Origin of the sequence: Nocardia bhagyanarayanae (genome assembly GCF_006716565.1) — a bacterium.
Classification (GTDB): domain Bacteria; phylum Actinomycetota; class Actinomycetes; order Mycobacteriales; family Mycobacteriaceae; genus Nocardia; species Nocardia bhagyanarayanae.
Genome location: NZ_VFPG01000002.1, coordinates 543,317 through 569,998, shown reverse-complemented (window position 1 = coordinate 569,998; position 26,682 = coordinate 543,317). Strand labels below are relative to the sequence as shown.

The 26,682-nt window shown below is 67.8% G+C and carries 20 protein-coding genes and 1 tRNA gene; 11 read left to right on the top strand and 10 right to left on the bottom strand.

Features of this window, described 5'->3' with window-relative positions; genetic code table 11:
- Positions 1-20 precede the first annotated feature (20 nt).
- From FB390_RS29360 to aceE, 5 genes are all read right to left on the bottom strand, one after another.
- Complete coding sequence (locus FB390_RS29360; RefSeq protein ID WP_141812463.1) at positions 21-1,271, bottom strand: KasA/KasB family beta-ketoacyl-ACP synthase; 1,251 nt, start codon at positions 1,269-1,271, stop codon at positions 21-23.
- A gap of 9 nt (positions 1,272-1,280) precedes the next feature.
- Positions 1,281-1,580, bottom strand: coding sequence for a meromycolate extension acyl carrier protein AcpM (acpM, locus tag FB390_RS29355; RefSeq protein WP_014982996.1), 300 nt, complete (start codon positions 1,578-1,580; stop codon positions 1,281-1,283).
- A gap of 124 nt (positions 1,581-1,704) precedes the next feature.
- On the bottom strand, positions 1,705-2,619 hold the full coding sequence (locus FB390_RS29350) for an ACP S-malonyltransferase (RefSeq protein WP_141812462.1): 915 nt from the start codon (positions 2,617-2,619) through the stop codon (positions 1,705-1,707).
- 128 nt (positions 2,620-2,747) lie between these two features.
- Entirely contained in the window at positions 2,748-4,082 is a 1,335-nt protein-coding gene (locus FB390_RS29345) for a PucR family transcriptional regulator (protein WP_246124449.1), read from the bottom strand.
- 11 nt (positions 4,083-4,093) lie between these two features.
- Positions 4,094-6,898 (bottom strand): pyruvate dehydrogenase (acetyl-transferring), homodimeric type, encoded by a 2,805-nt coding sequence (aceE, locus tag FB390_RS29340; protein WP_221639461.1) that lies wholly within the window; start codon positions 6,896-6,898, stop codon positions 4,094-4,096.
- Positions 6,899-7,292: 394 nt separating this feature from the next.
- Between aceE and FB390_RS29335 the strand changes: the two genes are divergently transcribed.
- From FB390_RS29335 to FB390_RS29295, 9 genes are all read left to right on the top strand, one after another.
- Positions 7,293-7,850: a hypothetical protein gene (locus tag FB390_RS29335; RefSeq protein ID WP_141812461.1), complete on the top strand. Its 558-nt coding sequence runs from the start codon at positions 7,293-7,295 to the stop codon at positions 7,848-7,850.
- Between the two features lie 117 nt (positions 7,851-7,967).
- Positions 7,968-8,390, top strand: coding sequence for a DUF3052 domain-containing protein (locus tag FB390_RS29330; protein ID WP_097246119.1), 423 nt, complete (start codon positions 7,968-7,970; stop codon positions 8,388-8,390).
- A gap of 73 nt (positions 8,391-8,463) precedes the next feature.
- Positions 8,464-8,928 carry a peroxiredoxin gene (locus FB390_RS29325; RefSeq protein WP_067786220.1) on the top strand — a complete coding sequence of 155 codons (465 nt, stop codon included), beginning with the start codon at positions 8,464-8,466 and terminating at the stop codon, positions 8,926-8,928.
- Positions 8,929-8,959: 31 nt separating this feature from the next.
- A tRNA-Val gene (locus FB390_RS29320) sits at positions 8,960-9,031 on the top strand.
- Positions 9,032-10,345: 1,314 nt separating this feature from the next.
- Complete coding sequence (locus FB390_RS29315; RefSeq protein ID WP_141812460.1) at positions 10,346-11,827, top strand: glyceraldehyde-3-phosphate dehydrogenase; 1,482 nt, start codon at positions 10,346-10,348, stop codon at positions 11,825-11,827.
- A 264-nt stretch (positions 11,828-12,091) separates the two neighbouring features.
- Positions 12,092-12,967, top strand: coding sequence for a metal ABC transporter substrate-binding protein (locus FB390_RS29310; protein ID WP_246124585.1), 876 nt, complete (start codon positions 12,092-12,094; stop codon positions 12,965-12,967).
- On the top strand, positions 12,964-13,713 hold the full coding sequence (locus tag FB390_RS29305) for a metal ABC transporter ATP-binding protein (protein WP_141812459.1): 750 nt from the start codon (positions 12,964-12,966) through the stop codon (positions 13,711-13,713). The genes FB390_RS29310 and FB390_RS29305 overlap by 4 nt, the downstream gene beginning before the upstream one ends.
- Before the next feature lies 1 nt (position 13,714).
- Positions 13,715-14,584 carry a metal ABC transporter permease gene (locus tag FB390_RS29300; protein ID WP_141812458.1) on the top strand — a complete coding sequence of 290 codons (870 nt, stop codon included), beginning with the start codon at positions 13,715-13,717 and terminating at the stop codon, positions 14,582-14,584.
- Positions 14,585-15,022: 438 nt separating this feature from the next.
- Complete coding sequence (locus FB390_RS29295; RefSeq protein ID WP_141812457.1) at positions 15,023-15,772, top strand: YwaF family protein; 750 nt, start codon at positions 15,023-15,025, stop codon at positions 15,770-15,772.
- A gap of 2,581 nt (positions 15,773-18,353) precedes the next feature.
- Here the strand turns inward: FB390_RS29295 and FB390_RS29285 are convergent.
- Both FB390_RS29285 and FB390_RS29280 read right to left on the bottom strand, forming a co-directional pair.
- Positions 18,354-18,890: a DUF3145 domain-containing protein gene (locus tag FB390_RS29285; RefSeq protein ID WP_141812456.1), complete on the bottom strand. Its 537-nt coding sequence runs from the start codon at positions 18,888-18,890 to the stop codon at positions 18,354-18,356.
- A gap of 96 nt (positions 18,891-18,986) precedes the next feature.
- Positions 18,987-19,817: a serine hydrolase domain-containing protein gene (locus tag FB390_RS29280; protein WP_141812455.1), complete on the bottom strand. Its 831-nt coding sequence runs from the start codon at positions 19,815-19,817 to the stop codon at positions 18,987-18,989.
- A gap of 111 nt (positions 19,818-19,928) precedes the next feature.
- Here FB390_RS29280 and FB390_RS29275 point away from each other — a divergent pair, with 111 nt between their 5' ends.
- Positions 19,929-21,119 (top strand): serine hydrolase domain-containing protein, encoded by a 1,191-nt coding sequence (locus FB390_RS29275; RefSeq protein WP_141812454.1) that lies wholly within the window; start codon positions 19,929-19,931, stop codon positions 21,117-21,119.
- Between the two features lie 109 nt (positions 21,120-21,228).
- Here the strand turns inward: FB390_RS29275 and FB390_RS29270 are convergent, their stop codons facing one another.
- The 3 genes from FB390_RS29270 to FB390_RS29260 form a co-directional block, all read right to left on the bottom strand.
- Positions 21,229-22,359, bottom strand: coding sequence for an NDMA-dependent alcohol dehydrogenase (locus FB390_RS29270; RefSeq protein ID WP_141812453.1), 1,131 nt, complete (start codon positions 22,357-22,359; stop codon positions 21,229-21,231).
- 146 nt (positions 22,360-22,505) lie between these two features.
- Complete coding sequence (locus tag FB390_RS29265) at positions 22,506-23,090, bottom strand: DinB family protein (protein WP_141812452.1); 585 nt, start codon at positions 23,088-23,090, stop codon at positions 22,506-22,508.
- Between the two features lie 72 nt (positions 23,091-23,162).
- Complete coding sequence (locus tag FB390_RS29260; RefSeq protein ID WP_141812451.1) at positions 23,163-24,227, bottom strand: phosphotransferase family protein; 1,065 nt, start codon at positions 24,225-24,227, stop codon at positions 23,163-23,165.
- Positions 24,228-24,307: 80 nt separating this feature from the next.
- Between FB390_RS29260 and pabB the strand changes: the two genes are divergently transcribed.
- The gene (gene pabB, locus FB390_RS29255) at positions 24,308-26,680 is read left to right on the top strand and encodes an aminodeoxychorismate synthase component I (RefSeq protein WP_141812450.1); all 2,373 of its coding nucleotides are present in this window, start codon (positions 24,308-24,310) and stop codon (positions 26,678-26,680) included.
- Positions 26,681-26,682: the final 2 nt, after the last annotated feature.

Here is a 26,682-nt window from a genome sequence, read left to right as displayed (position 1 = left end):
TGTTGCAGTCAGTCGTGCGGCTATGCGCGACCGAAGGCGAGCGCGACATTGTGCCCACCGAAACCGAAGGAGTTGTTGATCGCGTACTCGATCTCCTGGCGGCGGGCTTCGCCCTTCACCACGTCGAGGTCGATCTCCGGGTCCTGGTTCTCGAGATTCAGCGTCGGCGGGACGATGCCGTCCCGGATGCTGAGCACGGTCAGCACGGACTCGAGCGCGCCGACGGCGCCGATCGAGTGGCCGAGCGCCGACTTGGGCGCGTACACCGAGGGGTGGTTGCCGACGGCCTTGTGGATCGCGTTCGCCTCCGCGGTGTCGCCGATCGGCGTCGCGGTGGCATGCGCGTTGATGTGCGTGATGTCCTGCTTGGACAGGCCCGCGGTCTGCATCGCGCGGGTCATCGCGCGGGCGGCGCCGGTGCCTTCGGGATCCGGGGCGACCAGGTGGAAGCCGTCCGAAGTGATGCCTGCGCCGAGCAGACGGGCGTGGATGGTGGCACCGCGCGCCTTGGCGTGCTCCTCGGTCTCGATGGTCATCAGCGCACCGGCCTCGCCGAAGACGAAGCCGTCGCGGTCCTTGTCGAACGGACGCGACGCACCCTTGGGGTCGTCGTTGCGCGTGCTCATCGCCCGCATCATGGAGAACGCCGCGATCGGCACCGAGTCGATGAAGCCCTCGACGCCGCCGGTGACGACCATGTCGGCGTCACCCATCACGATCATCCGCCACGCGTTGGCGATGGCTTCCGATCCGGACGAGCACGCCGAGACCGGAGTGACCACTCCTGCCCGGGCCTTCAGCTCGAGTCCGACACAGGCCGACGGACCGTTCGGCATGACCATCTGAACAGCGAGCGGCGAGATCTTGCGGTAGCCGCCGTTCTTCAGCTTGTCGACCGAGTCGATCAGCGCGTCGCCGCCGCCGAGACCGGTGCCGATCGCCACACCCAGACGGTCGGGGTCGACCTCCGGGCTGCCGGCGTTCTTCCACACCTCGCGTCCGAGGACGGTCGCGAGTCGCTCGACATAGGCCATGCGACGGATCTCGACCCTGCTCAGCAGGGTGTCTGGGTTGACCTTCAGGTGGCCGCCGATGCGGACCGGCAGGTCGTATTCCTCGACGAAGGAATCCTCGAGAACGTCGATGCCGCTCTCGCCGTTGAGGAGTCCCTTCCACGTCGCATCGACGTCGCCCGCGATCGACGTGGTCGCCGCCAGGCTCGTTACGACGACGTTGGGGAAATTCCCGTTCAAGGTGGAAGGAGTGGTCACTTTTCGGCCCTACTCGGCGTCGAACTTGGCCTTGAGCTCCGCGGCCGCGTCAGCGTTCTCGGCCTCGAGCTTCTGGATGTAGGCGACAGCGTCGCCGACCGTCTTCAAGCTGGCCAGATCCTCGTCCGGGATCTTCACACCGTACTTGTCCTCGGTCTGCACAGCGATTTCGACCATGGACAGCGAGTCGATGTCCAGGTCATCGACGAAGGACTTCTCGATCGTCACCTCGGAGGGCTCGATGCCCGTGACCTCTTCGATGATCTTGCCGAGTTCCTCGACGATTTGTTCCTGGGTCAGAGCGGCCACTTGGTGGCTCCCTTCTTGTTACTTTGTAGGGCTTCTTCTGTGTTTTTCGGGCCGAGGCCGCCGGGGGTTACCGTCGGTTCGGTCACGACCTCGCATTTTTTCGATGCGCGGTCGCGCAGGAAAGCTAGCCGGAGGTCGACAGTTCGGCCAACGCGGGGAGGTCCTCGGGGGTTTTCAGCGCCAGGTTCGGCGTGCCCTTCAGCTCTCGTTTCGCGATGCCGACCAGTGTTCCGGCCGGTGGCAGCTCCGCCACCGCCGAGACGCCGGCCTGTCGGACGGTCTCGGTGCACAGATCCCAGCGCACGGGTCGGGTGACCTGTGCGGCGAGCTTTTCGATCGCGTCCTTGCCCGAGGCGACCGGCTGCCCGTCGAAGTTCGACAGCAGCACCCGGGTCGGGTCGTTGGGCGTGATCTTGGCGATGGCCTCCGCCACCGCGTCCTGGGCCGGAGCCATGAACGCGGTGTGGAAGGCGCCCGCCACGGACAGCGCCCGAACCCGCGCCTTTTCCGGCGGATTCGCGGCGAGTTCCGCGAGGGCGTCCAGCTTGCCCGCGGCCACGATCTGGCCGACCGCGTTCCGGTTGGCCGGAACGAGGTCCAGTTCCGCGAGTCGTTCGAGGACGGCGGCTTCGTCGCCGCCGAGTACCGCGGACATTCCGGTCGGCTCCAGCGCGCACGCCTTGGCCATCTCCGCACCGCGGATGGCGGCCAGGGTGACCGCCTCGTCGGAGCTGATCACGCCGGCGACGGCAGCGGCGGCGAACTCGCCGACCGAATGTCCCGCGACGATCGTAGCGGCCGGAAGCGAATCTCGATCGATCTCGGCGTACGCCAGCAGCGCGGCGGCGACGACAAGCGGCTGAGTCACGGCGGTGTCGACGATCTCCTCGGCCGTCGCGGTGGTGCCGAGACGGACCAGGTCGAGGCCGGCGGCCTTGGACCACATGGCGAGGCGATCATTCGCGCCGGGAAGGTCGAGCCAAGGCGCGAGCATGCCGGGTGTCTGGGACCCCTGTCCAGGGGCGAACAACGCGATCACGCCTCTAAGAAAACACTGTGAGCCCGGCCGCACGAGATGTCGGCGCGAATGAAGCTTGCCGATGGGTTTTGTGGGGGTCCCACAAAATCCCACGTGGGTCGTCCCGATCGACCGACTCCCCTTCGGCGTTACAGGCCCTCGTGACCGATCGGGATCGGAGTTACCTCTGGGCTTGGAGTCGACGATTCGTTACGCGTTCGTGTCAAACGACCAACCGTTGCTGCGATCCGGAGTACGTAGGCGTCCCGCGGATTCATCGGATCCCGGCCGGTTATCTCGGCGATCCGTTTGAGTCGATAGCGAACGGTATTTGGATGGACGTACAGCTGACGGGCGCACGTCTCTACGGCTCCCCCGCAATCCAGATAGGCATCGAGGGTGTCCGCGAGCGCCGATCCAGCGGCGGCCAACGGGAGGACAAGATACTCGTTCAGCGCGTCGATCGCACCTCGATCGCCCAACAAAGCGCGTTCGGGCAACAGCTCCGCCGCGTGCACCGGCCGCGGCGCCCCGCGCCAGCCCACCACGGCCTCCATACCCGCCAACGCCTCCACGGCGCTCGCGTGCGCCGCACCGAGGGTTCGGGTGGTCGGCCCGATGACCACCGGACCGTCCGAGAACACCTCGGCGAGCAGGTCGGCGAGGAACGGCGAGACGTATCCGGCGTCGCCGAGATGTCCGCTCACCACCATGACCAACCGGGTGCCCTGCACGACCGCGAGCGCCGCGCGCCCGTGCCGGGCCGCGATGGCGTGCACCGAACCGACGGACGAGACGCCCTGCTCCCCCGGCGGCGTGCCGACGAGGACGGTGGCGGGCGCGGTGGCGTCCCAGTTCAGTGTCGCCGCCCTGGAGAGCATGTCCGGGCCGGTGTCACCGCGCACCACCGCGTCCACCACGAGCGCCTCGAGGCGGGTGTCCCACGCGCCGCGCGATTCCGCGGCGCTGGCGTACACCGAGGCGGCCGCGAAACCGAGCTCGCGCCCGTATCGCAGCACCGCCTCGGTGAGCGCCACCAGCTGCCGGTCGTTGCGCGCGAGCGCGGGCAGCCACTGTTCGAAGAACTCCATGGCCACGCGGACCATGTCGACGGTCTGGCGCAGCGTCAGCCGCCGCGCCAGATCCTGCGGAATGACTTGGAAGGCGTCCAGGCTGAACCGGATGTCGCTGTCCGGATCCTGCAGCCACTCCAGGAAGTTCACCACCGCGGTTTGCACCAGCATCTGGACGCCCGCGCGCTGCGCGGCGTCCAGATCGGCGAAGAACGGCAAGCGATCCTGCATCGACCCCACCGCCTCGGTGGAGAGCCGACCCGAGAACTGCTTCACCCGTTTGAGCAGCGTGTCCGGGAGCGGATCGCGGTTCTGCCGGTTCGGGGAGAGCGCACCGGTCGGCAGATACACCTCGTGCTCGGAGGAGCCTTCGGTGATCCGACGGGGCCGCGGCGGTTTACGTTCCACCATCCAATATTCCGCTATGCGAGATCTTCGTCCGAACTCACCGCCGCCTTCGGCGCGGCGTCCACATCGTCGATGCGGTACTTCGCGGCCGCTTCCACCGCCTTCGACTCGTCGATCTTGCCCGTCCGCGCCAGACCTTCCAGCGCCGCGACCGCGATCGACTGCGCGTCCACGTTGAAGACGCGCCGCGCCGCGGGCCGGGTGTCGGAGAAGCCGAAACCGTCCGTGCCGAGCGTGGTGAAATCGCCGGGCACCCACTTGCGCACCTGATCGGGCACCGCGCGCATCCAGTCGGTCGCGGCGACGTACGGGCCCTCGACCCGCGACAACGCCTCGGTGACGTACGGGACGCCGGGATCCTCGCCAGGCTTGCGCAGCGCCGCGATCTCCTTGGCCAGCGCCTCCTTGCGCAGCTCGCCCCACGACGTCACCGACCAGACATCGGCCTGCACACCCCACTCCTCGGCGAGCAGCGCCTGCGCCCGGAGACCGTCGGGCACCGTGACCCCGGAGACCAGGATCTGGGCGCGCACGTCGCCCTCGCCGCCGCGCCGGTACAGGTAGATGCCCTTCAGCAGACCGGCGACGTCCAGGTTCTCCGGCTCGGCGGGCTGCTGGTACGGCTCGTTGTAGAGGGTGATGTAGTAGAAGATGTCCTCGCCGCCGAAGGTGTCGGTGTCCGGCCGCTCCATGGGCTCGGTGCCCGGCAGCGCGGCCTGATGCGGCGGCGTGGCGCCACCGCCGTACATCCGGCGCAGACCGTCGCGCACGATGTGCGCGATCTCGAAGGCGAAGGCCGGATCGTAGGTCACCACAGCGGGATTGGTGGAGGCGAGCAGCAACGAGTGGCCGTCGTTGTGCTGCAGGCCCTCACCGGTCAGCGTGGTACGCCCGGCGGTAGCTCCGAGGACGAAACCGCGCGCCAATTGGTCGGCGGCGGCCCACAATCCGTCACCGGTGCGCTGGAAGCCGAACATCGAGTAGAAGATGTACAGCGGGATCATCGGCTCGCCGTGCGTCGCGTACGACGTGCCCGCCGCGGTGAACGACGCCGTCGAACCGGCCTCGTTGATGCCCTCGTGCAGGATCTGCCCGACCGCGCTCTCTTTGTAGGCAAGCATCAATTCCGCGTCGACCGATGTGTACAGCTGACCGTTGCGGTTGTAGATCTTCAACGAAGGGAACCACGAGTCCATACCGAAGGTGCGGGCCTCGTCGGGGATGATCGGCACGATCCGCTTGCCGATCTCCTTGTCGCGCAACAGTTCCTTCATCAAGCGAACCAGCGCCATCGTGGTGGCCACGTTCTGCTTGCCGGAGCCCTTGCGGACCGAGCGGTATGCCTCGTCACCCGGCAGTTGCAGCGGCTTTGCCAGACTGCGCCGCTCGGGCAGGAAACCGCCGAGCGCCTGGCGCCGATCCAGCATGTACTGGATCTCGCGCGCCTCCATACCGGGGTGGTAGTACGGCGGCAGGTACGGATCCTTCTCCAACTCGGCGTCGGAGATCGGGATCCGCTGCAGATCGCGGAAGTCCTTGAGATCCTGCAACGTCAGCTTCTTCATCTGGTGCGTGGCGTTGCGGCCCTCGAAGTGCTTGCCGAGGGTGTAGCCCTTGATGGTCTTCGCCAGGATCACCGTCGGCTGACCCTTGTGCGCCATCGCGGCGGCGTAGGCGGCGTACACCTTGCGGTAGTCGTGGCCGCCGCGTTTGAGGTTCCAGATGTCCTGGTCGGACATGTTCTGCACGAGCGCCTTGGTGCGCGGGTCGCGGCCGAAGAAGTGGTCGCGGACGTAGGCGCCGTCGTTGGCCTTGTAAGTCTGGAAGTCACCGTCGGGCGTGGTGTTCATCAGGTTCACCAGCGCGCCGTCGCGGTCGGCGCCGAGCAGCGCGTCCCACTCGCGGCCCCAGATCACCTTGATGACGTTCCAGCCCGCGCCGCGGAAGAACGACTCCAGTTCCTGGATGATCTTGCCGTTGCCGCGCACCGGACCGTCCAGGCGCTGCAGGTTGCAGTTCACCACGAAGGTCAGGTTGTCCAGGCCCTCCATGGCCGCCACGTGCGCGAGGCCGCGCGACTCCGGCTCGTCCATCTCGCCGTCGCCGAGGAACGCCCAGACGTGCTGGTCGGAGGTGTCCTTGATACCGCGATCGTGCAGGTAGTGGTTGAACCGCGCCTGGTAGATGGCGTTCATCGGGCCGAGGCCCATGGACACCGTCGGGAACTCCCAGAAGTTGTTCAGCAGCCGGGGGTGCGGGTAGGAGGGCAGGCCGTGGCCGAGGCCGCCGTGGCTGTACTCCTGACGGAAACCGTCGAGCTGGTCGGTGCTGAGCCTGCCTTCCAGGAAGGCGCGCGCGTAGATGCCGGGCGAGGCGTGACCCTGGATGAAGATCTGGTCGCCGCCGCCGGAATGGTTCTTGCCGCGGAAGAAGTGGTTGAAGCCGACCTCGTACAGCGCGGCCGAGGACGCGTAGGTCGAGATGTGGCCACCGACGCCGATGCCGGGTCGCTGCGCGCGGTGCACCATGATGGCCGCGTTCCAGCGGATCCAGGCCCGGTAGCGCCGCTCCACCTCCTCGTCGCCGGGGAACCACGGCTCGTTCTCGGTGGGAATGGTGTTGACGTAGTCGGTCGAAGTCAGCGAGGGGATCGCGACCCGGCGCTCACCGGCCCGCTCGAGCAGGCGCAGCATGAGGTAGCGGGCCCGGCCGGGGCCCTCGCGGTCGAGCATTTCGTCGAAGGACTCGAGCCATTCGCTCGTCTCCTCCGGGTCGATGTCCGGCAGGTAGGACGCCACCCCTTCGCGGATCACCCGCACACGACCACCCGACTGCGGCTGCGAACCATTTGCTTCGCGGCCTGCGACGGGGGCGGGGGCGGCATTGGTTCCAGCGGATTTCGCTGGAACGGAAGAGTCGATCAGGTCGGTCAAATCTGCTCCTCGTACAGGGGTGGACAAGCTGATGGCGTCTGTTTCCCCGGGCGGGCGCGCTGGTGGGCGGACCACCCGTTACGTAAGGTTCGGGCGCACCCTCCATCCTTGCCGAGGATGCGTCCCAGGTCATCATGTCAGCAGGAAATCCAGTACCGTTTGCAGGAAATGGGTTACTCCCGAGTTGCCCCGCTGAGCGCCGGGTACGTGGTGTCGCCCAGCTGGCCTGACCACCTGTTTTCTATTACCGCCGATGGACGAAACAAGAGCGGGGAGGACGATGAAGCTGCTGAACCCACGCGGGTTCGGACTGGTGTGCGCGACCGCCGCGGTCGCGGCCGGATTGACGGTCGCCGGCTGTGCCGAACGGGTGGCGGGCACCGCTCATCCGAACACTTCGGAGCTGGCCGCGTACAAGACCGAAGCGGCGGCTTCGTCGGCCGCGGCCACCTCCTCGCGGCGGGCCGCGGCGCAAGCGCAGGCGATCAACGACAACTGCGCGCAGTTCCCCACCACGACCGGCGTCGGAGTGACGACCTACAACGCCTTCGTCGACGCGCACGATTCCAACGCTCCCGACTACGCCGCCAAGCGCGATCTGGCCGCGCAAACCCTCGAGGACGCGGCGACGAAGGTCGAGACCGGAGTGAACGCCGCGGCGGGCGCGCTGCCCGACGACCTCGTCGCGAAATTGAACGAATACGTCGTCGCCGCACGCGCGTTGGCCGCGGAGACCCGCACGATGACCTACACCGCGCCGGTCGGCCCGCTCAACGAGGCGAGCAAACGGGTGAACGACGCGCGCAACGCGGTCCGCGACGCGTGCCCGAAACGCTGACGACACGGCGGCCGACGCGACATTCGGTGATCATTTTCGGCCGATCGGCTTGCGCTCGAGCCGATAACCATGTTCGCTTGCAACTATCTATTGTCGGGAGTTGAGGAGGACACCACCGTGGTCGCCGCGGCGGACGCGCAGAACTACGCTCAGAAGCTTGGCATTACACACGGCATGGTGGTCCAGGAGCTGGGCTGGGACGAGGATACCGACGACGACCTGAGGGCTGATGTCGAGGACGCCAGCGGTGGGGAGATGGTCGACGAGGACTCCGACGAGGTGGTCGACGCCGTGCTGCTGTGGTGGCGCGAGGGCGACGGCGATCTCGCCGACGAGCTGATGGAGATCATCAGCCCGCTCGCCGACGATGGTTTCATCTGGGTCCTCACCCCCAAGACCGGTCAGCCTGGGCACGTCGACCCGAGCGAGATCGCGGAAGCCGCACCCACCGCGGGTCTGACGCAGACCTCGGCGATCAGCCTGGGCGGTTGGACCGGCAGTCGCCTCGTCCAGCCCAAGGCGCCGTCGAAGCAGCGCTGACCCTTTCGCTATGGTTTCGCCGGGCGGTGTTGTCGCCGCCCGGCAGAGACCCGAACCGATGGAGGACTCGCGTATGCCGCTCGAGGTGGGCACCCTCGCGCCGGATTTCACGCTGCGGGATCAGAACAACCAGCACGTCACGCTGTCGGACTATCGCGGCAAGAAGAACGTGCTGATCGTGTTCTATCCGCTGGCGTTCACCGGCATCTGCCAGGGCGAGCTGTGCAAGGTGCGCGACGAGCTGCCCAAGTTCCAGAACGACAACGCCGAGATCCTCGCCATCTCCGTCGGCCCGCCGCCCACCCACAAGATCTGGGCCGCCGAACAGGGCTACACCTTCCCCCTGCTCTCCGACTTCTGGCCGCACGGCGCCATCGCCCAGGCGTACGGCGTCTTCAACGAGAAGTCCGGCTACCCCAACCGCGGCACCTTCGTCGTCGACCGCGACGGCTACATCCGGTTCTCCGAGATGAACGGCCCCGGAGAGCCCCGTGACCAGGCGGCTTGGGAGAAAGCGCTCGCCGCGCTAGATTCATAGACCGTTGCCCGTCGGCCCCGCCGACGGAGACGGGCGTATAGCTCAGCGGTAGAGCACTGGTTTTACACACCAGCGGTCGGGGGTTCGATCCCCTCTGCGCCCACTCCGCGAATGGGTGAACTCTGCTCACGGAGGGCGTGCGCTGGGTTCGCTCCGTCGTGTTTTGTGGGGGCGCAGCCCCCACGCCCCGCCCGGCGGGCTTTGCCCCCGGACCCCCAAGTTTGGGGCTCACCTACCCGAAGCCGCTCCGGCTCCGGACCCACACTGCGGGGCTCACCTACTCGAAGCCGCTTCGGCTCCCATCGCTTACCGTGGCTCGCCTACCGAAAGCCGGTCCGCCGCCTCGGGTGCTCACGTATTCGAAGCCGCTTCGCCTCGGACTCCAGGACTCCAGCTCAGCGCTCGCCTATCCGAAGCCGCTCCGACCCCGCGCCTGCCCCTCGGCTTGCCGACGCAAAGCCGCTTAGACCGAGTCTCCCCGGCTCACCCATCCACTCGGCGGGCTTTGCCCCGGACCGCCAGCTCGGGACTTGCCTACCGAGGCCGCTCTGCCCCCAGCGCGTGTTCTCGGCTCCGCCACGCAAAGCCAGCCTTCCGATCCCTACTTCAGGCGCTCACCCACCCGAAGCCGCTTCGACCCCGCGCCTGCCCCTCGGCTTGCCGACGCAAAGCCGCTTGGCACCGCCCCGCTCACCCACCCCACCCGGCGGGCTTCGCCCCCGGACCCGCAGTTCGGGGCTTGCCTATCCGAGGCCGCTCTATCCCAGCGCCTGTTCCTCGGCTCACCCCCCCGCAAAGCCGCTCAGCCCAGACCCACCCGCGGCTCACCGCCCGAACCGCCTCCGGCCGACGACCCATCTCTGCTTACTGCCGAATGCCGCTTCCCCAATGGACGCCCGCTTCGGTTGACCCACGCAGCGCCGCTTCGGCCTGAGCTCCCACCTCGACTCATACATCCAAAGCCAGCCTTCGATCCCTACCTCAGGCTCACCCATCGGAGCCGCTTTGCCTCCAGGCCAACCTTGGCCGGCTCCAGCCAAAGCCACTTCGCCGCGGCACCCACCCACTTGCCCAGACAAAGTCATTTCGCGCCGGACGCCCGCGCTCGGCTCACCCCACGCAGCGCCACTTCGACCGATGCTCCCACCCGGGCTCTCCGATTCGACGCAGAGGTTCGGGCTTCGCCTCGAGACCAAGTCCTGCGGCCGCGCTGTGTCCTGGAGTCGCAACGGGTTTCGGCGCCCCCGGCCGCTCAGCGGGTCCGCCTCGGGCCTTGTTCCGCCCTGCCGCGCCGTGGGCGCCGATTATGTTCCGCAGCACCCGCGGCTCCTCACAGGGTGGTAGCGGGGCCTTGTGATAGCACGGGGCTGGCTAGCATCAATCGTCGTACAGATCGAGGGAACCCCGAGGACGCGCGTTGACTACAGACCATCTTGACCGCTGGAACGCTCACGAGGCTTCGGCGGAGGCGATGATTCCGATCATTGGACGGTTGTATCGCGAAAAGGGGGTGACCATCCTCCTGCACAGCCGGTCGCTGGTGAACAAATCGGTGATCAGCATCCTGCGCACGCACCGCTTCGCGCGGCAGATCGAGGGCGAGGAGCTGTCGATCGACGAGACGCTGCCGTTCCTGGAAGCGCTCAGCCTGCTGGATCTGGGGCCGTGCAAGATCGATCTCGGTCGCCTGGTCATGGCCTATCGCACCGACGAACGCGGACTATCGATTCCCGAGTTCACGGCCGCGGTGCTGGCCGACGTCACCGACGGCAACAAGGCCGAACCGCAGGGCCCGCGCGACGTGGTCCTGTACGGCTTCGGCCGTATCGGCAGGCTGGTCGCTCGCCTGCTCATCGAGAAGACCGGGTCCGGCAACGGGCTGAATCTGCGTGCCGTCGTGGTGCGCAAGGGCGGCGAGGGCGACCTGGCCAAGCGCGCTTCCCTGCTGCGGCGGGATTCGGTGCACGGCAGTTTCAACGGAACGATCAAGGTCGACGCCGACAACGACACGATCATCGCGAACGGCAACGTCATCAAGTTCATCTACAGCGATGACCCGACGGCGATCGACTACACCGCTTACGGAATCGACGAAGCGATCCTGATCGACAACACCGGCAAGTGGCGTGACCGTCAAGGCCTGTCGCAGCACCTGCGTCCGGGCATCGCGAAGGTCGTTCTGACCGCGCCGGGCAAGGGCGACGTTCCGAACATCGTGCACGGCGTCAACCACCGCGGGCTGGACCTGTCGGAGCGGATCGTCTCGTGCGCGTCGTGCACGACCAACGCGATCGTTCCGCCGCTCAAGGCGATGGACGACGAGTACGGCATCGTCCGCGGTCACGTGGAGACGGTGCATTCGTTCACCAACGACCAGAACCTGCTGGACAACTTCCACAAGGCCGACCGTCGTGGTCGCTCCGCGCCGTTCAACCTCGTGCTCACCGAGACCGGCGCGGCGTCCGCGGTCGCCAAGGCGATGCCGGACTTCAAGGCCAAGATCACCGGCAACTCGATCCGCGTCCCCACGCCGGACGTCTCGGTCGCGATCCTGAACCTGCAGCTCGAGCGCGAGACCACGAGCGGCGAAGTGCTCGAATACCTGCGCCAGGTGTCGCTGTCCGGGCCGTTGAGCCGCAACCTCGATTACACCGCGGCCACCGATGTGGTCTCGAGCGATTTCATCGGATCCCGGGCGGCGTCGATCGTCGACGCCAATGCCACCATCGTCGATGGCGACACCGTGATCCTGTACCTCTGGTACGACAACGAATTCGGCTACTCGTGCCAGGTCGTGCGAACGGTGCAGTACATCTCCGGCATCGAATATCCGACGTACCCGCGTCTGGGTGCGCAGGACAGCGCCGAGGATGTGCCCGAGCTGGCCGACGCGCGGTAGTCCGCGGGGCGACAGCCCGATTCGAGAAGACCGAACGGAGACCGTGCCAGTGAATCTGGCACGGTCTCCGTGCTTTGCGGCCCTCAGCGAGAAAGACCCTTATGAGCTGGGAATATGCACCGGACGCGATGTGACGTGAGCATCGTTCGGCAAGTTCGAACTTGAAATTTAGGTAACCCGAAACTTATCATTCGGCTTGTGAAGGCCTGGCTCCACCCGTTGTTCCGCACGACCGCTCGCGTGTTCGCCGCTCTACTCGGCGCGATCACGCTCACCGCGACGCTTGCCGCCTGTGGCGAGTCCGCGAACCGGAACGAGAAACCGGTGGTGCTGACCACATTCACCGTGCTCGCCGATATCGCGCGCCAAGTAGCGGGTGAGCATCTCACCGTCGAATCGATTACCAAGGCGGGCGCGGAGATTCACGGCTACGAGCCGACCCCCGGTGATGTTCGCCGGGCCTCGACCGCCGATCTCATCCTCGACAACGGCATGAACCTCGAGGCGTGGTTCGTGCAGTTCGTCGAGGATGTGGACGTGAAGCACGTGGTCGTCAGCGACGGCGTGACGCCGATGTCGATCACCGAGGACGCGTATCAGGGCAAGCCGAACCCGCACGCGTGGATGTCTCCCTTGAACGTGAAGATCTACGTGGACAACATGATTCGCGCCTTCAGCGAACTCGCTCCCGAGCATGCCGCCGACTTCCGCGCGGCCGGCGCCGCCTACCAGGCCGAGCTGCAGAAGATCCACGACGAACTGGTGGCCACCCTCGCCACGCTGCCGCCCAACGAGCGCGCACTGGTGACCTGCGAGGGCGCGTTCTCCTATCTGGCTCGCGACGCCGGGCTCACCGAGAAGTACATCTGGGCGGTCAACGCCGAACAGCAGGCGACGCCGCAGCAGATCACCTCGGCGATCGATTTCGTCCGCACGAACCGGGTGCCCGCCGTGTTCTGCGAGTCGACGGTGTCCGACGCTCCCATGCAGCGTGTGGTCGAGGCGAGCGGCGCGCGTTTCGGCGGCGTGCTCTACGTCGACTCGCTCTCCGAGGCCGATGGCCCGGTGCCCACGTACCTGGATCTGATCCGGCACGACGTGAAGACCATCACCGCGGCGCTGACGGGAGCTCGGCCATGACACCCAGCATCGAAATCCGTGACGTCACAGTGCATTACGGCGAAGTACTCGCGCTCGACGGCGTCGATCTGACCTTGCGTTCCGGGCGCGTGTGCGGACTCGTCGGCATGAACGGCTCCGGCAAGTCGACGCTGTTCAAGACGATCATGGGTCTGGTGCGACCCGATCGCGGCACGGTGCGTATCAACGGGACCGACCCCGCGGGCGCGCGTCGCACCGGATCGCTCGGCTATGTGCCGCAGAGCGAGGCGGTCGACTGGAGTTTCCCGCTGTCGGTGCGCGATGTCGTGATGACCGGACGCTACGGTCACATGGGTTTCACCCGCCGCCCCCGGCGCGCGGACCGGGAAGCCGTGGCACACGCCCTGGAACGCGTGGAACTGACCGATCTCGCCGACCGCCAGATCGGGCAACTGTCCGGCGGACAGCGCAAACGAGCCTTCGTGGCGCGCGGAATCGCCCAGGGCGCAACCATTCTGCTGCTCGACGAGCCGTTCGCCGGAGTGGACAAGCGTTCCGAGGCCACCATCACCACGCTGCTTCGCGAACTCGCCGCCGACGGCGCCACCATCCTGATCTCCACCCACGACCTGCACGCGCTGCCCGACCTGGCCGACGAGTCGGTCCTGATCATGCGAAAAGTGCTCGCGCACGGCGAGACCGGCGAGGTGCTGCGGCCCGAGAAACTGGCGCTGGCCTTCGGGCTCGATGTGCTGGAACGCGATTCACTCCCGAAGGCGGGCTGACATGTCGCTCGTGGAGTTCTTCGTCGATCCGCTGCGCTACGAGTTCATGGTCCGGGCGCTGGCCACCACCCTGGTCACCGCCGTGGTGTGCGCGACGTTGTCGTGCTGGCTGGTGCTGATCGGGTGGTCCCTGATGGGCGACGCGGTGTCGCACGCCGTGCTGCCCGGTGTCGTCCTCGCCTACATCGTCGGCGCGCCGTTCGCGGTGGGAGCCGTCGTCTTCGGCTTCCTCGCCGTCGCGCTCATCGGCGTCGTGCGCAACACCAGCCGGGTGAAGGAAGACGCGGCGATCGGCATCGTCTTCACCACGATGTTCGCCTTCGGGCTGGTCCTGGTCTCGGTAACGCCGAGCCAGACCGACCTGAACCACATCATCTTCGGCAACCTGCTCGGCGTGAGCCGCGACGAGCTCGTCCAGATCGCCATCCTCGGCGTCATCGTGCTCACCGCCCTCGTCCTGAAGCGACGCGACTTCACCCTCTACGCCTTCGACACCACCCACGCCCACGCCATCGGCCTGCGCCCGCGCCTCCTCGGCACCGCGCTCCTGGCGCTGCTCGCGCTGACCGCGGTCCTCGCACTCCAGGCTGTCGGCGTCATCCTCGTGGTGGCGATGTTGATCATTCCGGGAGCCACCGCGTACCTGCTCACCGACCGCTTCGGTCGCATGCTGGTGATAGCCCCCGCTGTCTCGGCGCTCTGTTCGGTGATCGGGCTGTACGTCAGCTACCACCTGGACACCGCGCCCGGCGGCATGGTGGTCGTGGTTCAGGGCGTCGCGTTCACGCTGGCGTACCTGTTCGCGCCGCGGCAAGGGATCATCGGTCGCCGCATCGCCACGGCCCGCCGACGCTCGGCAGTAGCCGCCTGAACCGACGCCCGCTGCCCGCGCCGCGCCGACGATCTGCTGTCGCGGCTTGAACGTACGCCTGCGGTCCGAGGGGTTCGGACGGATGTCGCGGGCCTGATACAAACCCGCGTCCCGATGGACGAAGACGATGTCGCAGCCCGGATCGAAACCTGCGGTCAGGTGAGCGGCTTGAATTCGCGCCCGCGACCCGATGGACGCGGACGCATGTCGCAGCCCGAATCACCTCCCGCGTCCAGCTGGACACGGACCGACCTCGCGACCCGAATCGACACCAGGGACATGGACCGACGCGGCCGAATCAACCCGCCGCCATGTGCACACGGCCGGTTCAGCAGCGTGACCCGTCGTACCAGCGGTCGAGCTTCATTCCGCGCCGCGCCGCGCGCCTTGGTCGCGCGGCAACCAAATCTCCGCCGCTCCCACAACTAAACTGAGCAGGTGGACGCACCCACGGCGCAGCGGGAGTTCTCCGCTTACGGGCTGTCGCATTGGATCGTGCTCGCCGTGTTCGCGGTGGGCGCGGTGCTGGTCGTCGTAGTCGGGCGAACGCAAACCCCTTCGGCCGCACGCCGTTTCAGCCGCACGTTCGGTGCGGTGACGTTGGGCATGTATCTGGCGATCTACCTCTCCACGCTGTTCCCACCCACCATCGGCCGCTCGGTTCCGCTACGCCTGACCGATCTCGCGACGATCGTCGCAGGCTACGCACTGTTGACCCACCAGCGCTGGGCGTACGCACTGACCTACTACTGGTGCCTCACCCTGAGCACCCAAGCGCTCATCTCGCCGGCCCTGGAAAGCCCCGAGTTCCCGCACTACGAGTTCCTCGCCTTTTGGGCGATCCACTTGGCCGTGGTCTGGGCCGCGATCTACCTGACCTGGGGCATCGGCATGCATCCGACCTGGCGCAGCTACTGGTTCGCCGTGGCGGTCACCGTGGTGTGGGTCGCGGTCACCTTCGTCTTCAACTCCCTCGCCGACACCAACTACGGATTCGTCAACCGAAAGCCTTCGACGCCATCGCTGCTCGACGTGCTCGGACCTTGGCCGTGGTACTGGGGGACCGTGGCCGTCATCCTGCTGGTCGTGTGGGCATTGATGACATGGCCGTGGGTGCGGATGGCGTCGACGACAAGGTTGCCGGAGCAGGATCAGCAGGTGAGTTCGCGTCGCGCCGAAGAGGGCTGATTCGCGGGGTCTTTCGCGGGTGGAAGTAGCCCGAATCAGCAGGTTGGTGTACCCGGGTTGCTCGCCGTGTCAGAGCTTTTGCCTGGCGCGTCCGGTTGGTGGACGTTTCCGAGCGCTGGGGTTTGGTTGAGGTGGACCTGCCGTCGGGTTCTCGAGTTCGGTTTTGCGCGGAAGTATGGGGCGGGTTGACGGTTCCCAATGTCGGGGGTGCCCAAGAGGTGGACCTGCCGTCGGGTTTTGGGCTCGGTTTTTGCGCGGAGGTATGCGTTGGGTTGGGCTCGGTTTTGCGCGGAAGTATGCGTTGGGTTGACAGTTCCCAACGTTGGAGGTGCCCAAGAGGTGAGCCTGCCGTCGGGCATTGGGCTCGGTTTTGCGCGGAGGTATGCGTTGGGTTGACGGCTCCCAATGTTGAGGGTGCCCATGAGGGTGGGCCTACCCAGGTTCGCCTCGGAGCAGTGCTGGGCGCGTCGTGTGCCGTACCCGGCTTACCTCCCGCAGTTGGGTGCGCTGGGTTCGGCTTCCGGCGTGGTCATCTGGCTGTGGTTGCGTCTAGGGAGTCGCAAATGTGAAGAGCTGATCGGTCTGTCAAGGCCCAACCACCATTTGACTACCGTCGATAGAGAAATGGATTCGACGGTAGTCATATGGTGGCGTTCGAAGATCAAATAGCAACCATTTGACTACCGTCGATTCTCGGCCTCGGCACCCACTCTCGGTGTGCGCCGCCGCCACAGCTACCGCCGTCCACTTACCCACGACACGCGCCGCCCCGCAACGGCCGCCTCCCATTCACGCGTGACGTATGCCACCACCGCAACGACCGCGACCCACGACGCACGCCACCGCCACAGCGACCGCCACCCACGACGCACGCCACCGCCACAGCGACCGCCACCCACGACGCACGCCACCGCCACAGCGACCGCCCCCACTGCCCCACGACACGCGCCGCCCCCACAACGGCCCGCCCCCAATCACCCACAACACGCGCCGCCCCGCAACGGCCGCCTCCCATTCACGCGCGACCATGCCACCACCGCAACGACCGCCACCCACGACGCATGCCACCGCCACAGCGACCGCCTCCCCTCATCCACGACGCACGCCGCCACCGCAGCGACCGCCTCCCACTCACCGCGACGCATGCCACCACCGCAGCGATCGCCAGCCATTGACCCGTGACACGCGCCACCATCGCAGCGGCCCGTCTCCATTACCGACGACACGGGCCACCAGCGCAACCCACTGACCCGCGACACGCGCCGCGGCAGCAGCGGCCGTCTCCATCACCAACGACACGGGCCACCACCGCAACGACCGCCAGCCACTGACCCGTGACGCGCGCCACCATCGCAGCGGCCCGTCTCCATAACCCACGACGGGGCCACCACCGCAACGACTGCCACACGACGCACGCCGCCAGCGCAGCGACCTCCTCCCTCACCCACGACGCACGCCGCCACCGGCAGCGACCGCCACCCACTCACCGCGACGCATGCCGCCACCGGCAGCGACCGCCACCCACTCACCCACGACACGCGCCGCCACCGGCAGCGACCGCCACCCACTCACCGCGACACGCGCCACCATCACCGCAGCGACCGCCAGCCACTGACCCGCGACACGGGCCACCACCGCAACGACCGCCTCCCCTCACCCACGACGCACGCCGCCCCCGCAGCGACCGCCTCCCATTCACGCGCGACGCACGCCGCCCCCGCAACGACCGCCTCCCATTCACGCGCGACGCATGCCGCCACCGCAACGACCGCGAACCACTGACCCGCGACACGCGCCGCCCCCGCAGCGACCGCCTCCCATTCACGCGCGACGCACGCCGCCCCCGCAACAACCGCCACCCACTGACCCGCGACACGCGCCGCCCCCGCAGCGGCCCGTCTCCATCACCCACGACGGGGCCACGGCAACGACCGCCACCCACTGACCCGCGATACGCGCAGCCGCCGCAGCCGCCCGCCTCCACTCACCCACAACACGGACCACCACCGCAGCGACCGCCACCCACTCACCCACGACGCGCACCACCCCTTACCACTCACCCCGCGTACGTATCACAGCGCCAGTGCCGGGCCAGGAGCGCTAACTCCGTGTGCCACAACCTCACCCACCGCACTCCGACGCCCAACCCCACCCGCTCCCAACCAGAACGCAACCACAGCCAGATGACCACGCCGGAAGCCGAGCCCACGTCTACCAACTGCGGGAGGTAAGCCGGGTACGGCTCCCAACGCGCCCAGCACCGTTCGAGGCAAACCTGAAACAACCGCGCATGGACTAGCAGGCCAAACCCCCGGAACCACGTCGACCAAACGCAACCGCTCCGCCCACCCGGACGACACCCACTCCAACGCAACCACCTCGACGCAACCGCCCACCCCAACGCAACCGCTCCACCGACGCAACCGCCATGCCCACCCCGGACGTCACCCGCACGCCACCCCAGCGCACCTGGCAAGCCGAGCGTGACCAGAAGCCCCCGAAACCCCCAACCCCCCACGCGACCGAAACCCCCACACCGGAAAGCAAAAGCAGCGAAAACCAATTCGCGCGGACCGAAGACCTACCCCACGTCCCGACGCAACCAAGTCACCTCGGCCCCAACCCCACCGTCCCCGGACCGAAAGACCTCCAGGTCCTCGTCCCACGCCGTCCCCAACGCACGATCGATCTCGGACGCCAGGTCGTAAGCGGAGTACTTCCCGAGCTCCCGCGCCGCCTGCAACATCGCCCGCAACCGCATCTCCCCCAGCGTCACATCCCCGTTCGCACTGGTGGACCCATGCCACAACCCCAAGGCGGGCACGAAGCTGTACCGCTCCCCGTCGACCCCATCGCTCGGGTCCTCGGTGACCTCGAACCGGAGCACCGGCCAAGACCGCAACGACTGGGCAATACGGGCGGCGGTGCCTACGGGGCCGATCCAGTCGCTGGTCGCGCGCAGTTGTCCGTCGGCCGGTTGGGTGGTCCACCGCAGTTTGGCGGGGGAACCGAGGGCCGAGGTGAGCGCCCACTCGACGTGTGGGCACAGCGCGGCGGGCGACGAGTGGATCCACACCACACCCGCCGTCGCGTCCGCGAACTGACTCGATGCGCGCACCACCGATACCTCCAGCTTCGACGAGGGACGTCTTCCCCAACGACTCGTCCCAGCTGGCGTTGCCTGAGTGTACTGGAGTGCCCGAAGTTACGTATGTTACTTCGCGACTGTGTTGCTTGCGAGTCTCGCTTCGGCGATCACCGCGTCACTCAGTACCGGCCACACCTCCCGTGCCCAGTCGCCGAAATTCTCGTCCGCCAACGCGACACACGCCACTCCAATTTCCGGATCGACCCACAGGAAGGTGCCGGACTGGCCGAAATGCCCATAGGTACGCGGGGAGTTCGCTCCGCCGGTCCAGTGCGGGGATTTGGCGTCGCGGATTTCGAATCCGAGTCCCCAGTCGTTGGGACGCTTCGAACCGTATCCGGGCAGGATGCCGTTCACGCCGGGGAATTGCACGGTGGTGGCCTCGGCGTGGGTCTCGACCGAGATCAGCCGCGGGTTCAGCAGTTCGGCGGCGAACAGCAGCAGGTCCGCCACCGAGGACTTGCACGCGTGTCCAGCGGACCCGGTGAGCGCCGAGGATTTCATGCCGAGCGGTTCGAAAACCGCGTCCCGCAGGTATTCGTCGAACGCGATTCCGGTCTGGTCCGCGACGAATTCGGCGAGCACCTCGAAGCCGGAACTCGAATAGATGCGGCGCGCACCCGGCTCGGCGAGCACGTCGGTGGTGTCGAAGGCGAGCCCGGAAGTGTGCGCGAGCAGATGCCGGACGGTTGCTCCTGGTGGGCCCGCGGGCTGGTCGAGCTCGATCGCGCCCTCTTCCACCGCGACGAGCACCGCGTAGGCGACCAGCGGCTTGGTCACCGAGGCCAGCGGGAAGACGCGCTCGGCGTCGCCCTGCGATACCGCACCCGCGCCGGTGACCACACCGGCCGCCGCGTGCCGAACCGGCCAGTCCTGGATCTGTTCGAGTGAACGCACGCAAACGAGCCTACGAGACCGCGGCGGCGCGGTTGTACCGCCACCGGAAATCGATCCGATGAATGGGAGCCCTCCGGAAGATCTCGGTACCGCCGGTACCATCGACTCACCATGAGTGCACCCACGATCCACGGCGAGGTGGCCCCCGGCTTCGGTCCGGTCGCCGACGCGTTCCGCCGCAATTTCTCCCGGCACGGCGAAATCGGCGCGGCCGTAGCCGTTTTCGCGGGCGATCGCCCCGTCGTCGACCTGTGGGCCGGATACCGGGACCGGCGCCGCACCCAGCCGTGGGAACAGGACACCATCGTGCCGGTCTTCTCCTCGACCAAGGGCATGGCGGCGTTCGTGGTCGCGACGGCGGTCTCCAAGGGCGTCCTGGACTACGAGAAGCCGGTCGCCGACTACTGGCCGGAGTTCGCCGCGCAGGGCAAGGGCGCGATCACGGTGCGCCAGCTGATCGATCACCAGGCGGGTCTTTCCGGACTCGACACCGTGGTGAAACTCCCTCAGCTCGCCGACATGGACGGCCTCGCGAAAATCCTCGCGGCGCAGAAGCCCGCGTGGCAGCCCGGCACCCGGCACGGCTATCACGCGATCACCCTCGGCCTCTACCAGGGCGAGCTGGTGCGCCGCGTCGATCCGCAGGGCCGCACCCTCGGCCGCGTTTTCGCCGAAGACATCGCGAAGCCGCTCGGCCTGGACTTCTTCATCGGCTTGCCCGCCGACGAACCGATCGAGCGCGTCGCGGTGCTCTCGGCAACGAAGGGCCTGGACATCCTGCGCTACGAGCGCGATCTGCCGCTGCGCATCGGCGCCGAGGTCTTCCTCGAACGCGGACATTCCCATGCGGCGCTGACCAATCCGCGCTGCGGCGCGCCCGCGCGAGCCGCCCGCCGCGAATTCCTCGGGGTCGAGTCGCCCGGCCACGGCGGCGTCGGCAACGCCCGATCGCTGGCCAAGGTCTACGGCGCGGCCGCGGCGCGCACCGGCGCGCTACCCATCGCCGACGACCTGCTCGACCTGCTCGCCGCCGCCGACACCGCCGACGACGTGCCCGCCGAAGACCTGGTGCTGCACACCAAGAGCCGCTACCACCTCGGTTTCCGCAAGTCCCGCGGTTCGTTCCGGTTCGGCTCCGACAAACGCGCCTACGGCACGACGGGCCTCGGCGGCTCCTTCGGATTCGCCGATCCGAGCACCGGTCTCGGCTTCGGCTACACCATGAACCGCCTCGGCATGGCCGTCCTCGACGACGTGCGCAGCCGCAACCTCCGCGAAGCTTTGCTGCGCTGCAAGGTGTGATCGCCGCGCGAATACCGGCGGGCGAAAACCGTCCCGCTCGGCGAACCGATCCCGCGCGATCTGGTCGCCCAGGTCGCGGTCCGGCTCGCCGAGCGGGTCGGCCGACGGCCTACCAGTCGTTCTCGGTGTAGCGGATGATGCCGCGAATGTTCTTGCCGTCCAACATGTCCTGGTAGCCCTGGTTGATCTCCTCCAGCTTGTAGCTGCGGGTCACCATGTCGTCCAGGTTGAGCTGGCCGGACTTGTACAGCGAGAGGAGGCGCGGCGCGTCCTGGCGGGCGTTGCCGCCGCCGAAGATACAGCCCTTCACCGTCTTCTGCAGCATGGACAGCAGGAAGCTGTTCATCTTGACCTCGCCCGCGTCCATGCGGCCCATGGAGGTGACCACCAGGGTGCCCGCCTTGGCGGTGAGGATCAGGCCCTCTTCGATGTAGTCGCCGTGCATTTCGCCCATGGTGAGGATGACCTTCTCGGCCATCCGCCCCTCGGTGGCGTCCATCAGCGGCATGATCGCCTCGGCCATGCTGGCGTAGGTGTGGGTGGCACCGAACTTCTGCGCCTGCTCCCGCTTCCACGGGTTGGGGTCGATGGCGACGACCTTGGACGCGCCGGAGAGCACCGCGCCCTGCAGCGCGCTCATGCCGACGCCGCCGATGCCCGCGATCACCACGGTCTCACCGGGCATCACGTTGGCCACGTGGGTCGAGGAGCCGAAGCCGGTCGGCACGCCGCAGCCGACCAGGCAGGCCACCTCGAACGGGATGGTCGGGTCGATCTTCACCACCGAGGTGTGGTGCACGGTCATGTACGGCGCGAAGGTGCCGAGCAGGCACATCGGGATGACGTTCTGGCCGCGCGCCTGGATGCGGTAGGTGCCGTCGCTGATCGCCTGGCCGAGCAGCAGACCCGCGCCGAGGTCGCAGAGGGCCATGTTGCCCGAGACGCAGGCCGGACAGCGACCGCACGCGGGGATGAAGGACAGGATGACGTGGTCGCCGACCTGAAGGTCGCCCGGCACGTTCGGGCCGAGCTTGGTGATCACGCCCGCGCCTTCGTGGCCGCCCATCACGGGGAAGGCGGGCATCGGTGTCGCACCGGTGACGATGTGGTGATCCGAGTGGCACATACCGGCGGTTTCCATCCGGATCTGCACCTCGCCGGCGACCGGGTCACCGATCTCGATCTCTTCCACCGACCACGGCTCGTCGATCCCCCACAGGATCGCGCCCTTCGTCTTCATTCCTGTCGACCTCTCGCGTGCACAGTGCTTCAATGTGACTGCACCCACACTACGAGAAAAGTGGAACGCGTTCTAGTACCGATCCCGAAATTCATCGGTGCGGCGCGGCGCGATGCCCGAACACGTTCTAGAATTGGAACTCGTTTTCAGCCGCGCACGTCGTGCACGTGATGGACGAGGTCGTGCACGAAGTACTTCGCCAGCGACTCCACGGTGAAGATCGACCCGTCGCCGCGACGCACCCGCAAACCCCGGTCCGCCGCGGGCACCACTTCGAACGCGCGCGCCGCCGCCTCGGCCGCCAGCGCCAGTTCACCGGAGACCGCGGCGGGCTCCTGCGCGTCGTAGCGGTCGGCGATCGCGGTCGCGTCCTGATCCCAATTCGAGAAGACCGGCAAACCGTCCGGAGTCTCCTCCGGGGTGAGTCCGCGCGCGTCGAAGGCGGGCACGCGCGGATCGACCGCGGCGGTGCGCGCGGCAATGGCGGCACGGTAGGCGAAGATCCGGCACACATCGCGCACATGTGCCGCGTACTCCAGCGGCGACCAGGTCGACTCGTCCGGCCGCCGCCGGGCGTCGGGACGTTCCAGCGCCGCGCGCAACCGGTCGGCGCTGTCGCGGGCCAGCGCAGGCACCTGCTCGTAGGTGGTGGCGGCGGAGTCGAATCCGCATTCGGGGCAGGCACGCTCCAGCACCCAGGTCCAGTTCTTCACGTCGGGAACGATCGGCATGCGTCGAAACTAGAACTGGCCGTATATGGATTTCCACCCATATACGGCCAGGTTTCGTCGAGATCCGGTCCGTCACTCCATCAGGCGGTGCGCCCGCTCGAACAACTCCAGGGTGATGGCGTGCAGGAAGTCGCCGACCTGCTTGGGCGCCTTGCCCGCGAAGGCGCGCGCGTGCGTGCCCTCCAGCACGATGCCCAGCTTGAAACAGGCGAGCACGGTGTACCAGGTGACGTGGCTCAGGTCGCGATCGGAGAACCGGCCGTAGTGCTCGACCATCTCCTCCGGGGTCGGCAGGCCGCCGACGGCGCCCAGCTTGCCGACCAGCGCCGCGCCGGTGGTGCCGGGCTCCGGCCGGGTCGCGATCTGCCAGCCCAGGTCGAGCAGCGGATCGCCGATGGTGGACATCTCCCAGTCCACCATCGCGGCCACCTCGGGGCCCTCGTAGGAGAACATCATGTTGGCCAGGTGGCAGTCGCCGTGCAGGATGCCCGGCGTCCACTCGGCGGGCCGGTTGCGATCCAGCCACTCACCAACCTGCCGCACGCCGGGAATCTCCGGCCCCGGATAACCCTCGTTGGCCGAATACGATTCGAGCTCGCCGAGCCAGCGCGGCACCTGGCGCTCCAGGAAGCCCTCGGGTTTGCCGTAGTCGGTCAGACCGAGCGCCTGGTAGTCGAGCGCGCCGAGCCGGGCGATGGCCTCGACCGCGGACAGTCCCATCTGCCGCCGGATCTCGGGGTCTTTCGCGTGCAACTCGGGCAGTTCGTTCTGCGGGTTGAAGCCGGCGATCGGCTCCATCAGATAGAAGACCGCGCCGATGACCGACTCGTCGGCGCAGGCGGCGATGACCTCGGGCGCGCGCACGCCCGCGCCGCTGAGCGCGCCGAGCAGCCGCGCCTCCCGGCGGATGACGTCGTTGCTCTTGGCGCGCAGATGCTTCGGTCCGCGCCGCAGCACGTAGTCCCGGCCGCCGCGACGGAATCGCAGCATGATGTTCTGCGTGCCGCCGCCGAGCGAAGTCACCTCCTCGAACGCGCCGCCGGGCAGGCCCTGTTCTTCCATCCACTTCCCGACGATCGCGAAATCGACGACGTCGCGATCCACTTCGACCGGTTGCGCAACAGACATGCCCCACATTCTGCACCACCGGTCCACAGCAACTGAAGGCACGTGACAACAGTTCCTGCCAACCTGCCAGGCGTAGGGTTTGGCACACCATGCACACGCTGTTGATCGACAACTACGACTCGTTCACCTACAACCTGTATCAGCTGATCAGCGAGGTGAACGGCGTCGAGCCGACGGTCGTGCGCAACGACGAGGTGGACGACCCGGCCCGGCTCGGCCTGCACCGTTTCGACAACATCGTCGTCTCCCCCGGGCCCGGCCGCCCGGATGTGGCCCGTGATGTGGGCATTTCCGCCGCCGTCATCGCCACCGTCGACCTCCCGCTGCTCGGCGTGTGCCTCGGTCACCAGGGCATCGTCGTCGCGGCGGGCGGTCTCGTCGCGCCCGCGCCCATCGCGCGGCACGGCTATCTCGACGAGGTCGGCCACGACAACCGGGAGCTGTTCGCCGGACTTCCGCAGGGCTTCACCGCCGTCCGCTACCACTCGCTGTGCGCCATCCGGCCGCTGCCCGCCGAGCTGGAGATCACCGCGAGCACGCCCGACGGCGTGATCATGGGCGTGCGGCACCGCGACAGACCGCAGTGGGGCGTGCAGTTCCACCCCGAGTCCATCGCCAGCGAGTACGGCGCGGCGCTGCTGCGCAATTTCGCCGAACTCACCGCGGCGCACCACGAACGAGCCGAACACCCCGGAGGGCGGCGTCCCGGAGGCGCGCGGGCCACGCGCGGCGGTACCGCGACCGTCGAGCGTGCCGAACCTCGCGCGGCTCGCCGGCGCCCGCCCGCCGAAGCGCCGCCGACCGTGCGCAACGCGATGCCGCTCGCGCGCTCCAGACCGCCTCGCGGCGGGGCCGTGCTCGACGCCGCAGCGCGAACCAGATCGGCCACGGATTTCGAGGCGCAGGATTCCACACGCACGTCCGGTTTCACCACCGAGAGAACGGCGATCGACCTCGGCCCCGGCTCGATCAAGACGGGACGGATGCCACCGGAGCCCGTCCAGTCCACCGAAAGCCCCTATCGCGCAGGCGAACCCGAGCGACCCTGGCAGCTGCGGCACGAGATCGTCGAGCGGGCCATCGACACCGAGGCCGCATTCCTTCGCCTCTACCGGGATTCCCCAACCGCGTTCTGGCTGGACAGCGAGCACGTCGAACCAGGGCTCGACCGGTTCTCCTTCCTCGGCGACGCCAGCGGGCCGCTGGCCGAGGTGGTCCGGTACCGGGTGGGCGACGGCGCGGTGGTCGTGGAGACCGCCGACGGCGGCCGCCGCACCGTCGCTGGCGACGTGCTCGACTACCTGGCCGCCGAATTGCGCTGGCGCACCGCCGGAATCCCCGATCTGCCGTTCGACTTCGCGTGCGGGTACGTCGGCTATCTCGGTTACGAGGTGAAGGCCGACTGCGGCGCGAACGCGGCGCACCGCGCACCGACACCCGACGCCCAGTGGATCTTCGCCGATCGGCTCGTGGTGGTCGACCACGTCGCCGGACGCACCCATCTGCTCGCCCTCACCGATCCGGGCTCCGACACCGCGCGCGCGGCCGCGGACTGGTTGCGCGACACCGCGGAAGCGCTCGCCGCCCTGCCCACCTGGTCGAATCCGCCCATGCTGGAAGTGGATTCGAATATCGCGGCGGTCGAGGGACTGCTCACCCGCGGCCGCGCGCGCTACCTCGCCGACATCGACGTCTGCCTGGACCGGCTACACGCGGGCGAGTCCTACGAGATCTGCCTGACCGACAGCCTCACCGTCGCCGCCGACACCGAGGGCCTCGACTTCTACCGCACGTTGCGCCGCTGCAACCCCGCACCGTACGCGGCGTTCCTGCGCTTCGACGACCTCGAGATCGCCTGTTCCTCGCCGGAACGCTTCCTCAAGATCGACCGGGCGCGCACGGTGGAGAGCAAGCCGATCAAGGGCACCGCACCGCGCGGCGCGAACCCCGCCGAGGACGAGCGCCTGCGCCGCGAACTCGCCGACAGCCCGAAGACCAGGGCCGAGAACCTGATGATCGTCGACCTGTTGCGCAACGATCTCGGCCGCGTCTGCCAGATCGGCAGCGTGCACGTGCCGAAGCTGATGGCCACCGAGACGTATACGACGCTGCACCAACTCGTTTCGACGGTGCGCGGCACGCTGCGTCCGGATGTCGACGTGATCGACTGCCTGCGCGCCTGCTTCCCCGGCGGCTCCATGACCGGCGCGCCGAAGCTGCGCACCATGGAGATCATCGACGAGCTGGAGACCGAGGCGCGCGGCGTCTATTCCGGCACCATCGGTTTCCTCGGGCTCGGCGGCACCGCGGATCTGAACATCGTCATCCGCACCGCCGTGCGGCACGGCGGCGAGTGGCGCATCGGCGCGGGCGGGGCGATCGTGCTGGACTCCGACCCGGAAGAGGAATACCGGGAGGTACTGCTGAAGGCGGCGGCCACCTATCGCGCCGCCGCCAGCTGAGG